This window comes from Myroides gitamensis (assembly GCF_029894455.1).
Lineage (GTDB): Bacteria > Bacteroidota > Bacteroidia > Flavobacteriales > Flavobacteriaceae > Flavobacterium > Flavobacterium odoratum.
In genome coordinates, this window is sequence record NZ_JARYHN010000001.1 from 3,019,252 (window position 1) to 3,032,323 (window position 13,072).

Here is a 13,072-nt window from a genome sequence, read left to right on the forward strand (position 1 = left end):
AAAACTTACTTTTTTCAGCTCTCTCCTTTGAGTGTGGGCAATCCCAAACGATAACGAGTTGCTATCAAACGAATTACAAAAACAGAGGCTGCAGTAGAAATTTGAACAATTACAGCATCTAAACCGATAGCTTGTAGCATATAGTAAATAAATACCCCAAAAATACAAGCTAACGCATACCATTCTTGTCTAAAAATAGCCGGAATCTCATTGATTAAGATATCGCGAATCATACCTCCTACAACACCTGTTATTGTTGCCATAATAACGACTACCCAAAAAGGATATCCCAATGCTAATGTCTTTTCAGCTCCTACCACCACGAATAACCCCAACCCTATACTATCAAACCATAGAAACGTATTATTTAAACGAATCAACTTCTGTGGAAACATAATCACGAGCATCAAGGCAACAATGGTACACCAGATATAGACACTAGTAAGCATCCAAAAGGGAGTAACCCCCAATAATATGTCTCGTAAGGTACCTCCTCCAGTTGCGGTAACAAACCCAACCACAAAAGCTCCGAACCAATCCACATTCTTAGCAGAAGCTAAACGAATTCCCGAAATGGCAAACGCAATAGTTCCAAAAAATTCAATCACATCGACAAACTTAATTGTCAACCAAAACTCCACAAAGGTGTCCACTAACTCATTCATAGACCAAACCGTATTTCACGCTATTACTTAATTACAACGGTCTTCTTGTTGACAAAAGCAAGCAATCCTTCTACCGACATTTCTCTTCCTATTCCTGAAAATTTATTCCCACCAAAAGGCACACGAGGATCAGAGATGACCATTTCATTAATAAAGACTGCACCATCATCAAATAGATGTACCCATTTTTTTAACTCCTCAATATCTTTGCCAAAAATAGATACTCCTAAACCAAAACGAGAATCATTGCTCAAGGCTATTGCTTCTTCAATAGTATCAAATCCAACTACTACCGCTAACGGGCCAAAAGTTTCTTGCGTAAAAGCAGGCATTTGATCCGTAACATCCGTTAAAACTGTAGGCTCAAACCAATTCTTATCGCGCTTTCCTCCACAAACCACATGAGCACCCAAGCGAACCGATTCATTTAAGATTGTTTCTAGCTCAATTGCAAGATCTTCTCTTGCCATGAGACCTATTCCTGTAGAAAGATTCATGACGTCTCCCTGCTTTAGTTTTTTGGCTTCTTTGGCTAATCGCGTTGTAAATTCTTCACGTAAAGATTCATGTACTAAGAAACGCTTAGCGGCAATACAACTTTGTCCTGTATTCTGAAAACGCGCATTTACGGCAAGTGGAATAATCTCATCCAAATCAACATCTGCTGTCACAATAAAAGCATTGCTTCCACCTAACTCTAACAACACCGGTTTAATTAAACTCCCTGCTTTCTGTGCCACCGCACTTCCTGCAGGTTCACTTCCTGTAAGGGACACGCCTTTTACCGCAGGATGTGCAATGACTTCCTCCACTTCTTTGCCTGGCAGCGTCAAGTTGAAATAAACTTGCTCGAAACCTTCTACAGCAAAGCAAGATTCTAATGCCTTCGCCGAAAAAGGCACATTACTCGCATGCTTAAGCAAAACGGTATTTCCAGCTAATAGTGTAGGAATAGCAAAGCGAAATACTTGCCAAAACGGATAATTCCAAGGCATTACGCCTAAGATAACACCCATTGGATCATGTACAATATAAGTTTCAGACCATTTCGTTTGGATGTGACGTCCTTGCAAAATCTCTTTTCCTTCTTCAATATAATAATCAATCAGGGTTGCACTTTTTTCTACTTCAGCAATCGCTTGACTCAAAGGCTTGAACATATCTTGCGTAATCACCGCACCATATCGCTCTTTGTTAAGCAACAGCTTTTCTTTTACTTTTTTGAGGTATTCTATGCGCTCCTCTAAGGCAATTTTGCTCCATCTTTGATAAGCATTTTCCGCCTGTTCTATTCTAATTTCTACTTCTTTTTTCATATTAATGCGTCTTTTATCTCCTAAATTTACAACATCATCTACACTAATCTTACTTCTTACTAAAAAAAAGACAAGATTCTTTTTCAAATTCACTTTTGATCTACTCCACAGAAAAAAAATCTATACAGCGATCAAAATTAGAAAAGTCATCCTTTCAATATAACGCTTATCTTTGTAGAAACAAATTATACAATCATGGATAAAAATGTAAAACTCTTAGCCTTCGGACTCGTACTTTTTGCTTTAAGCTTGGTTTTAAAAGCCACACAAATCATCACCACGGGAATCAGCACCGCAGTTATCTTAATTGGATTCGCTTTTATCGTTGTTTCTTTATATCATTTAGTATTCACAAAACTGCGCAAGAAATAGGTTGACAGTGGACAGTGGACGGTTTTATAAAGTACGAGAAACGTAGCCTTACAAAAATCAAAACACAAAAAAACAGCAATAAGCTACTGCTTATCACTGTTTCTGTATCTATACATCAACTACTCTTTTCAAAGTAGTTCGCGTTCTATTTCTTTAAAACTTTACTTAGGTTTTCAAGCATTACTTCCGTCATAGAAGATAAGTCATACTTGTGTTTCCAGTTCCAATCTTGTTGCGCACGGCTGTCATCAATACTCGCTGGCCAGCTGTCTGCAATAGCTTGACGGAAATCTGGTTCATAAGCAATTGTAAAATCAGGAATATGCTTCGTAATCTCTGCAGCAATTTCTTCAGGCGTAAATGAGATTCCACCTAAATTGTATGAAGAGCGAATTTTAATTGCTTCTTTTGGTGCTTGCATGATTCCCACTGTCGCATCTAAAGCATCATCCATATACATCATTGGCAATCCTGTTTGCTCTGATAGGAAACAGTTGTAGTGTTTATCTTCAATTGCTTTATAAAAAATATCCACTGCATAATCTGTCGTTCCACCACCTGGAGGAGTTGTCCATGAAATCAAACCTGGGTAACGGATACTGCGTACATCTACTCCGTATTTATTGAAGTAATATTCACACCAACGCTCTCCAGTTTGTTTTGAGATTCCATATACTGTACTTGGTTCCATTACTGTGTACTGCGGAGTATTCTCTCTTGGAGTAGTTGGTCCAAATACAGCGATTGAAGATGGCCAAAATATTTTTTTAATTTTTCCTTCTTTCGCTAAATTTAAAACGTGAAATAGAGAGTTCATGTTTAATTCCCAAGCAAAAGCTGGATTTTTCTCTGCAGTTGCAGAAAGCAAAGCAGCCATTAAATAAACCTCTTCTACTTGATGCTTCTCAATCACCTGCGCAACGGCATCAAACTCCATTGCATTGACAATTTCAAAAGGTCCTGAGCTCATCAAAGCTTCATTTCCTTCTCTAATATCTGAAGCGATAACGTTCTCATTTCCATAGATACCACGCAACTTTAACGTAAGTTCAGAGCCAATTTGTCCACAAGCTCCAATAATTAATATTTTGGTTCCCATTTGTTTTGTATTTAGTTGCACAAATATAGCCGTTGCTAGACAATAAATCAACGTAAAAAAGGACATTTCTATCAGAGAACAAATAAAATATTGCCTTATTCTGCTATCAATTGGTTGAAATTCGCTATGGTTTATCGCAAAGCAAGTCGAATAAATTCAATAACATTCGTAAATTTGAGGTTTGAAATTCAAGGATATGAAAAACATTTGGACGATTATACTGGTGGTACTTAGTTTGAATCTTACTTCTTGTAAGAAAGAAGTGGATCAAAGTGCCATAGAGCAAACCAAATTACAACAATACAACGATAGTGTATTTACGCATTTAATGAAAGAATGGAAGTTTAAAATTCCTAAAGCTTCGAAAGAGCTAACTCCCATTCTCGAAGATTGGAAAGCGTGGACAAATCTAATCAATGAATTAAAATTACGCCCTGTATCAACGATTGGTGCCTTCCAAAAAAAGGCGATTACCCTTAGTGAAATAGCAGAAAACCTTCCGTACCAAGGGTATCCTTCTGCCTTAGACACTCCGGATATCAAAATCAGATACTCAACGCTTCTGACATCTTTCCAGAATCTGGATATGTATATCAATCTAAATCCTGTAGACATTGAAAAAGTCGACAAGTGGCTAGACAATATTCAGCTTAATTTAGATGATATCGTGCGTATGATGGACGAAAATTTAGTTCGTCAAAACTATGCAAAAGAAGCAGGAGAAGATGCGATGTTGGAGGAAATGGAAGAATTTAGAAATGATATGCGAAAAGCAAATCCCGAAGAAGAATTAGAATAACCTATGGAATTAAAACAATATTTTAATGAGGCTGTACAAACCCAACAAGTTGTACAAGATTTATTAAATAGTCGACAACCCATACTTTTTAAAGGTATACTAGGATCTGCCCTATCTTTTCAGCTGGAGAGTCTCTTTCGTCAGACTGAACTTCCCTTTTTATTAGTTTTCAACGACAAAGAAGAAGCGGCATACTACCTCAATGATTTAGAACACTTGATCAACAAGCAGGATGTACTCTTCTACCCAGGGTCATATCGCCGTCCTTATCAAATTGAAGAGACAGACAATGCGAATGTCCTCTTGCGTGCAGAAGTATTAAATCGCATTAGCTCTCGCAAAAAACCAGCGATTATTGTTTCTTATGCGGAAGCCATTTTTGAAAAAGTAGTTACCAAAAAGGTATTAGAAAAAAATACGCTAAAAGTACAGGTTGGAGATCAGTTGTCGATTGATTTCGTAAATGAAACCCTATTCGAATATAACTTCAAACGCGTAGACTTCGTTGCTGAACCTGGAGAGTTTTCTCTCCGCGGAGGAATCATCGATGTCTTTTCTTTTTCCAATGACAACCCGTATCGTATTGAATTTTTTGGGGATGAGATTGACAGTATTCGAACCTTTGATGTAGAAACGCAATTATCTGTTGATAAGCAGAAGAAAATCACCATTATTCCCAATGTTGAGAATAAATTCACTGCTGAAACAAGAGAAAGTTTCTTGGAATATGTTTCCGAAAAAACAGTTGTTTTCGCACAAAACACGGCTTTTATTGTGGATCAATTGAATCACAATTTTGAAAAAGCCCAGACCATTTTTGCAAAATTAAATAAAGAGCTCAAGTATTCTAATCCGAATGAGATGTTCCTTCATGGAGACACTTTTTTACGTCAGGCGGAATTATTCAATTACATTGAGCTCACAGATAGCAAACACATTACGCCTAAAAAACAGTATGTGTTTCACACCAAACCGCAACCGTCTTTCAATAAGCAATTTGATTTACTGGTACGCAACCTGAATGATAATTCGGATCATGGTTATACCAATTATTTATTCTGTGCCAATGAAAATCAAGCGCGTCGATTCAAGGATATTTTTGATGCTATGCGCGATGAAAACCAGAATCAAGTGGTACAACAATATAAAACCATTGTTAACCCTATTTATCAAGGGTTCATTGATGAAGAGAAGCAAATTGCCTGTTATACAGATCATCAAATTTTTGAGCGATACCACAAGTTCACCCTCAAAAATGGCTACACCAAAAAACAGACCATTACGCTGAAAGAAATCTCTTCCCTTACGGTTGGTGATTATGTAACGCATATTGATCATGGAATTGGAAAATTTGGTGGCTTACAAAAAATTCAAGTAGAAGGCAAAACACAAGAGGCTATCAAATTAGTGTATGCGGATAATGATATTGTCTATGTGAGTATTCACTCTTTACACAAGATTGCCAAGTACAATGGAAAAGATGGTGCTGTTCCTAAAATTCACAAATTAGGTTCTTCTGCTTGGAAAAACTTAAAAACAAAAACGAAAGCACGAGTTAAAAATATTGCGTTTAACTTGATTCAATTATACGCCAAGAGACGAACACAAAAAGGGTTTGCTTGTGCGCCAGATAGCTATTTGCAACATGAGTTGGAAAGTTCGTTTATCTATGAAGATACGCCAGATCAATTAAAAGCGACACAGGAAGTAAAAGCCGATATGGAACTGGATCGTCCTATGGACCGTTTAGTTTGTGGAGATGTAGGATTTGGGAAAACAGAGGTTGCCATTCGCGCAGCCTTCAAAATGGTTGATAATGGTAAACAAGTTGCTATTCTTGTACCGACGACAATCTTAGCCTTTCAGCATTTTAAAACGTTTTCTGAGCGTTTGAAAGACATGCCTGTTCGCGTGAGTTATATTAATCGCTTCCGAACAGCTAAGCAAAAAAGCGATATCCTACGTGATTTGGAAGCAGGACAAATCGACATAATCATTGGAACGCATCAATTGGTAAACAAAAATGTAGTTTTCAAAGATTTAGGACTACTTATCATTGATGAGGAACAAAAGTTTGGTGTAGCTGTAAAAGATAAATTAAAGACGATTTCTGAGAATGTGGATACGCTTACTTTAACCGCAACCCCTATTCCGAGAACACTTCAATTTTCATTAATGGCAGCACGTGATTTATCTGTTATCACAACACCTCCACCCAATCGTTATCCAATTGACACCAATGTTGTTGGATTTAATGAGGAGATTATACGCGATGCTGTTGCGTATGAATTGGAACGTGGCGGACAAGTGTATTTCATCAATAATCGAATTGAGAATATACGCGAAGTAGCGGGGATGATTCAACGTTTAGTTCCTGATGCAAAAGTGGGTGTTGGTCATGGACAAATGGATGGCAAGAAACTGGAAGAATTGATGCTCGCTTTTATGGATGGTGAATTTGATGTGCTCGTCGCTACTACAATTATTGAAAGTGGTTTGGACGTTCCCAATGCGAATACGATTTTAATCAACAATGCGAATAATTTCGGTTTGTCTGATTTACATCAGATGCGTGGGCGCGTTGGACGAAGCAATAAGAAAGCCTTCTGTTACTTCATCTGCCCTCCGTATTCTGCTATGACGGAAGAAGCCCGCAAACGAATCCAAGCTTTAGAGCAGTTTAGCGACCTAGGTAGTGGATTCAATATTGCAATGAAAGATTTAGAAATTCGAGGAGCTGGGGATATTTTAGGTGGTGAACAAAGTGGTTTCATCAATGAGATTGGTTTTGAAACCTACCAAAAAATCATGCAAGAGGCGATTGAAGAATTAAAAGAAAATGAATTCAAAGATTTATACCTCGAAGATAAAAAAGAAGAAAACAAGGTATTTGTACGCGATTGTCAAATTGATACTGATTTTGAAATCTTATTTCCAGATGAGTATGTCAACAATATTTCAGAGCGCCTAAACTTATACAATGAATTGAGCACCATTGCTACAGAACCCGTATTAAAAGCATACGAACAACGCTTGATTGACCGTTTTGGACCTCTTCCAAGACAAGCTGTTGCGCTTTTAGACAGTTTGCGTATCAAATGGCATGCTAGTAACCTTGGGATTGAGAAAGTGATCTTAAAACAAGGGAAAATGATTTGCTATTTTATTGGCGATCAAAAATCGGGATACTATACCTCGCCTAAGTTTAGACAAGTCTTGACCTTTGTACAGCAAAGTTCTCACGTGTGTAAAATGCGAGAAAAAGAAACGAAAAATGGCTTGCGCTTGATGTTGTCTTTTGAACAAGTCAAATCGATTAAAAAAGCGTTGGAATATTTAGCGGGAATTGATGAAATGGGTTAGGAGTTATGGATTATGGGGTGTGAGTTAAGGGTTAAGGGTTAAGGTTATGGGTGAATGAAAACAGAGTTCCTTCTTTAATCGATAAATCTTACAACTTCACGAAAAAGCAAAAAAGCCTCTTGCAAAAAACAAACTGTGGGTTAGACATTGGCATTTAATAAACTCCTCTATATTTCCATTCCGCTTATCACACCCAGTATGTCGCCCTGAGGCTACGAAGGGTCGCATCCAGCGCTCACAGCATGCTGGACGAATGGTTAGTGTTGAGTGACGGATGCGATCCCTCCTTCGTCGGGATGACATACTGGGTGTGAATGGTGAGATTGTGAGGTGGTGAGACGATGAGGTAAATTATCCAGCTAAAGATAATTATTCTTCTTTAATCGGCAATTCTCACGATTTTGCGAAAAAACAACTTCACAAAGAGCAAACCTCACAAAGTACAAACCCCTCTACAATTTCCCCTCTACAATAAAAAAAAACACCAACTTTTCAGTTGGTGTTTTTTTTTATTAATATCCGAATAAATCTTCTAAAGTTAATTCTTTGATGGTACCGAATTTTTTAACGGCTTCCCAATCTAAGTTTTCTTTTTTACCTAATAGACCTACGTTAAACGTTTTCCCTTTTACGTGTTGGTTAAAGAAGTTTACCAAATCAGACAATTGCATCTCTTGGGTTTGTTTGTAAATATCTTTGTTGATATCATAATCAATTCCTCTTTCCTGCAATCCTAACCAGTAGAAGAAAATCTGTGCTTTTGTATAACGTTGTGTTGCAATGTTTTTCAATGCTGAATTCTTCGCATTTTCAAACTGATTTTGTGCTTGAGGCATATCATTCATCAAGTCCATCATCGCATCAACGGCTTGTGGTAATTTGTTTGCTTGTGTACCCACATACGCCATTACGTAGTTAAACTTATCTGATTTACCCGCATTTGCATAAGCTGCATAAGCAGAATAAGCCAATGATTTTGATTCTCTAATTTCTTGGAAAACAACAGATGCCATTCCTCCGCCAAAGTAGCTATTGAATACACTTGATGTTGCTAATAAGTCTTTGTTGAACTTACTTTCTCTACCACGGTACGAGATTTCTGCTTGTACCATATCATAAGGAGCAAAATAAACCGTTCCGTCTGTCATTGGTTCAGCATACACTTTTTGCACTGGTCTAACTTTTCCTTTTCCTAAGTTGTGATTCGCTACGATTGCTTTTTTCACCGTTGCTAAGTCATTTCCGTAGTAGAATACTTCTTGATTATAATCAAAGAATTTATGTAACAACCCTACTAATTCTGTTGGATTGATTGCTTGTAATTCTGATTCGCTCAAAATATCCTTGAATCTACTTAACTGATTTCCAGACATGATATAGCTATTCAATGCACGTTGAATTCCACCTTTACTCGATTTTGCATCAAAACGAGACTTCAAAATTTGGTCCACTAAATTTTCGTATGCCTCTTGATCTGCTTTTGCATCCGTCAATAAGTGCTCTAACAATTTAATTCCTGCAGGGATATTCTCTTTTAATCCAGCAATTGTGATATATGATTTATCTGTTCCTGTATTCAACGAATAATCAACCCCTAATTTGTAAAACTCTTTGCGAATATCTGCTGGAGAATACTTGTTAGTTCCAATATAATCCAAGTACTCTAAAGCTAAACTTAATTTTTTGTCGTGATCAGATCCTACTGGTGTGATATACGTTACAGTTGCTAAGTCATTCGTTACATTTTCAATGCTGTATAACGTTGTTTTGATTTTGCCAATTTTCTCTCTTTTCAACGCTTTGTTGAAATCAACGAATTCTGGTTGAATATCTTTAACAGTCACTTGATTTAATGCTTTATAGAATGCTGATTCGCTATCTCTATTTAAATCAATGGGTGTAATTCCAGGGTTTTCAACGCGAACTAAATCTTTGTTTTCTCCTTGGCGTTTATACACAATCGCATAGTTATCTTTGTAGTTCTCATTAGCAAAACGCACGATATCCGCTTTGGTAATTTTCTCCATGCGGTCGATTTCGCTCACTGCATCTTCCCAAGATCTACCTTGAATAAAGGCTTGATACATCTCAGTAGCCATCGAATCATTATCTTCTAATGCTTTCATTGAATTCTTTCTCAATTCATTGATAACAGCTTGTAATAACCAATCGTCAAATTCTCCTTTTTTGATTTTTTCGATTTGCTCTAACATGATATCTCTCACCTCTTCTAAGGTTTGTCCTTCGTTAGGCATACCTGTTAGTTCATGAACCGAATAATCTTTCATGATCATAGATGAACTACCTGCGTATAACGTTTTTTGTTTTTGGTTAATATCTAAGTCAATCAAACCTGCTTGACCATTGCTCAATAGCATGTCAATCATCGTTACAAATAAAGCATCTTGTGTTTTTGCACCACCTAAACGGAAGCCCATCTCTACGCGTTCCGCTTGTGGGCTAAATACCTCAGCCGATTTAATTCCTTGAATTGGTTGCTCAACCGCTACATATTCTTTCGGCTGAACTCCTTTTTTCATCGCACCGAAATACTTGTTTACCATTTGAATCGTCTCATCAAACTGGATATCTCCCACTAATACTACCGCAATATTATTTGGTACATAATATTGATCAAAGTAATTGTGGATTGCTACCATAGAAGGATTTTTCAAATGCTCTGACGTTCCAATTGTCGTTTGCGTTCCATAGTGTGTCGTTGGAAACAACATCGCCATCATCTTCTCATTTGACGCCCAGAAGTCATTATCTTGACCGCGGTTGAACTCTTCGTATACAGCCTCTAATTCGGTATGGAATAAACGCAATACCAATTGAGAAAAACGCTCTTTTTCAATGATTAAGAATTTTTCTAATTCATTTGAAGGAATGACATTTTTATATACCGTTTCCTCAAACCAAGTATGCGCATTCGTTCCTGTTGCTCCAATAGAAGCTACCGATTTATCATACTCATTAGCAACCGCATATTGAGAAGCTTCTTTCGAAATTTCATCAATCTTTTTATAGATTGCTTTTTTCTTTTCTACATCCTTTTCATTTTTATGTTGCTCATACAAGTCAGAGATTTTTTTAATCATTGCTTGCTCTACTTCCCAATTAACCGTTCCTAATTTAGAAGTTCCTTTGAACAACATGTGTTCCAAGTAGTGTGCTAAACCTGTACTGTCTTCTGGATCATTATTTGAACCTGTACGAACAGGAATATACGTTTGGATTCTTGGCTCATCGTGATTCTGTGCTAAGTATACTTTTAGCCCATTATTTAAGGTATAAATTCGAGCATTTGCTGGATCATTTTCTACATATTCATAGGTAAATCCGTTGGCATCCGTTTTTGTAAGTGTTTTATATTGAGCGTGTAATACACTACTCATTGAAAATATAAAACCGTACAATAGGTATCTTTTTTTCATAAATAGTAATTTGTAAGTCCAAAGCTAAACATAATTCTCTTTTCTTACACAAAAATAACATAGGCTTAAAAAAGAAAACGCCTTCAGTTTTTCACTAAAGGCGTTTTTTTTACTTCTTATTGTTCAATTGCTTCTTGGATTGGTGTTCCAATGTTTCCATTAGGGAACTCTATTTTCAAGATTTGTGCTATTGTTGGTGCAATATCTGTCATATGTGTTTGACGGGTTGTTTTTCCTGGTTTAACCCCCCATCCTAAGAATACTGCTGGAATATGCGCATCGTATGAATTCCAACTACCATGTGTCGTTCCTTTTCCATCTTTCGATCCACTAAACCATTGTGGTTCTAGAATAAGCTGAATCGCTCCACTGCGTTTGAAATTGTATCCATTGATGATGCGTTCTCTCAATATCTGCGGTACTGATGATTCCGCAGCTTCATTCATATCCACCACGAAAGCTACACCGTCAACTTTTTTCAATAGTTTGATGGCAGCAGCAATAACCTCATCCTCTTCTACATCATTCGCTTCAATCACTTCATAGTTCAAGTGTACTTGATAATTGGCTAAGCTTTTTACCAAATCCGCTACCCCAAACTTACTTGCTAACTTTTCATTCAAGTCTTTTCGAATCGCCTTTGTGTCAAAATATCCTGAGTTTCCTTTTTGATCCGCAAAAAACTTAGGATTATGAGCTGCTCCATGGTCAGCACTTAAAAATAACGTATAGTTACCTTTTCCAATATTTTGATCTAAATACGCTAAAAAATCAGCGATATCGCGATCTAAACGCAAATAGGTATCTTCGATTTCAATTGAATTAATGGCAAATTGATGTCCAATATAATCCGTTGATGATAAACTTACAGCTAAGAAATCCGTTACTTGTAAAGGATTATTCCCCAATTGTTCGTTTTCAATTGCACGTTTAGCAAAATCCAACGTTAACGTATTTCCTTGCGGTGTACTTTTAATTAACTCATACCCATTTTCTTTCTTTAGCTTCACTAAATCACGAGGGAATGTTGGTGTTTTTTCTCCTTTAAACGTTTCTTCATACAAATTGTCATCCGCCGTACTCAACACATACGTATCTATCGGATACAACGTCTTCCATCCTTGTTTATAGTATTGATCTACTACTTTCTCTTTATTGAATCCCTTTACCCATTTTGGTAAATCCTTCATATAATACGTACTCGTAATCCAATCGCCTGTTTTACCATCTAACCAATATGCAGCATTAGCAAAATGCCCAGCAGGAAGAATTCCTCCTCTATCTTTAATTGCAATTCCAATTACTTTCGATTGGAAATTAGTCGCTAATTTCAATTGATCGGTAATTGTAGACACCAATAAATTCTTTGGTGATTGCTGTCCTACTTTCCCTTCACCACCAACTGCCTGAACGCTATCATCTTGGGTACAGTACATATTTTGTCCTGTTGCTTGGATGATAAAATCATTTCCTGCAATCCCGTGTATTGCCGGTACACTTCCTGTATAAATGGTACTATGTCCAATTGCGGTATACGTTGGTACATAATCAATTAATGTATTTTCGCTGGAGAATCCTTCGTTTAACAAGCGCTTAAATCCATTTTCACTATATCGATCATAATAACGATATAAATAATCCCAGCGCATTTGATCAACTACAAGACCCACCACTAATTTTGGTTTTTCTAATTTTTCACTTGCTAAAACAGCAAAGGAAAAGAAGCAGCACATGGCTGTAATTACCGTTGACTTAAAATTCATTTTTTTCTTTATTTGGGTGTTATTTAAGTATTTAATAAGGTTTAACAAAGCTATTAAAGACATTCTACATAGAAAACATCTTGTATCATAAAGTTTGTTAGCATATTCAACGACCTAAAAAATTCATTTTGACAAATAAAGGCTTTTTGACCTAATTTCATATTATCTCAATATTAAATAACAATAATACACTCGATAAATTAAAAATTTTATTCTTTCACACTCCTGTAATTCCTCCACTCCCTTTCTTTGAGAATT

The 13,072-nt window shown here is 36.7% G+C and carries 8 protein-coding genes; 3 read left to right on the top strand and 5 right to left on the bottom strand.

Annotation, left to right across the window (positions count from 1 at the left end):
• Window positions 1-14: 14 nt before the first annotated feature.
• Window positions 15-665: a trimeric intracellular cation channel family protein gene (locus M2306_RS13470; RefSeq protein WP_115092253.1), complete on the bottom strand. Its 651-nt coding sequence runs from the start codon at window positions 663-665 to the stop codon at window positions 15-17.
• A 23-nt stretch (window positions 666-688) separates the two neighbouring features.
• Window positions 689-1,981, bottom strand: coding sequence for an aldehyde dehydrogenase family protein (locus M2306_RS13475; RefSeq protein ID WP_259187594.1), 1,293 nt, complete (start codon window positions 1,979-1,981; stop codon window positions 689-691).
• A gap of 195 nt (window positions 1,982-2,176) precedes the next feature.
• On the opposite strand from M2306_RS13475, the gene M2306_RS13480 reads away from it, so the two are divergent.
• Window positions 2,177-2,353 carry a hypothetical protein gene (locus M2306_RS13480; protein ID WP_181816749.1) on the top strand — a complete coding sequence of 59 codons (177 nt, stop codon included), beginning with the start codon at window positions 2,177-2,179 and terminating at the stop codon, window positions 2,351-2,353.
• A gap of 145 nt (window positions 2,354-2,498) precedes the next feature.
• On the opposite strand, the gene M2306_RS13485 is transcribed toward M2306_RS13480, so the two are convergent.
• Entirely contained in the window at window positions 2,499-3,452 is a 954-nt protein-coding gene (locus tag M2306_RS13485; RefSeq protein WP_002989203.1) for an NAD-dependent epimerase/dehydratase family protein, read from the bottom strand.
• A 196-nt stretch (window positions 3,453-3,648) separates the two neighbouring features.
• Here M2306_RS13485 and M2306_RS13490 point away from each other — a divergent pair, with 196 nt between their 5' ends.
• Both M2306_RS13490 and mfd read left to right on the top strand, forming a co-directional pair.
• Entirely contained in the window at window positions 3,649-4,251 is a 603-nt protein-coding gene (locus tag M2306_RS13490; protein WP_115092252.1) for a hypothetical protein, read from the top strand.
• A 3-nt stretch (window positions 4,252-4,254) separates the two neighbouring features.
• Entirely contained in the window at window positions 4,255-7,614 is a 3,360-nt protein-coding gene (mfd, locus tag M2306_RS13495) for a transcription-repair coupling factor (RefSeq protein WP_259187593.1), read from the top strand.
• Window positions 7,615-8,126: 512 nt separating this feature from the next.
• On the opposite strand, the gene M2306_RS13500 is transcribed toward mfd, so the two are convergent.
• Together M2306_RS13500 and pafA are read right to left on the bottom strand one after the other, a co-directional pair.
• A complete protein-coding gene (locus tag M2306_RS13500) occupies window positions 8,127-11,051 on the bottom strand; it encodes a M16 family metallopeptidase (RefSeq protein WP_259187592.1) in 2,925 nt (974 codons plus the stop codon).
• Between the two features lie 116 nt (window positions 11,052-11,167).
• Window positions 11,168-12,814, bottom strand: coding sequence for an alkaline phosphatase PafA (gene pafA, locus M2306_RS13505; RefSeq protein ID WP_115092801.1), 1,647 nt, complete (start codon window positions 12,812-12,814; stop codon window positions 11,168-11,170).
• Window positions 12,815-13,072 lie beyond the last annotated feature (258 nt).

Bases quoted from the DNA above. Each gene is read 5' to 3' on its own strand.
- mfd (WP_259187593.1), top strand. From the start codon at position 4,255: ATGGAATTAAAACAATATTTTAATGAGGCTGTACAAACCCAACAAGTT.
- M2306_RS13485 (WP_002989203.1), bottom strand. From the start codon at position 3,452: ATGGGAACCAAAATATTAATTATTGGAGCTTGTGGACAAATTGGCTCT.
- M2306_RS13475 (WP_259187594.1), bottom strand. From the start codon at position 1,981: ATGAAAAAAGAAGTAGAAATTAGAATAGAACAGGCGGAAAATGCTTAT.
- M2306_RS13480 (WP_181816749.1), top strand. From the start codon at position 2,177: ATGGATAAAAATGTAAAACTCTTAGCCTTCGGACTCGTACTTTTTGCT.
- pafA (WP_115092801.1), bottom strand. From the start codon at position 12,814: ATGAATTTTAAGTCAACGGTAATTACAGCCATGTGCTGCTTCTTTTCC.
- M2306_RS13470 (WP_115092253.1), bottom strand. From the start codon at position 665: ATGAATGAGTTAGTGGACACCTTTGTGGAGTTTTGGTTGACAATTAAG.
- M2306_RS13500 (WP_259187592.1), bottom strand. From the start codon at position 11,051: ATGAAAAAAAGATACCTATTGTACGGTTTTATATTTTCAATGAGTAGT.
- M2306_RS13490 (WP_115092252.1), top strand. From the start codon at position 3,649: ATGAAAAACATTTGGACGATTATACTGGTGGTACTTAGTTTGAATCTT.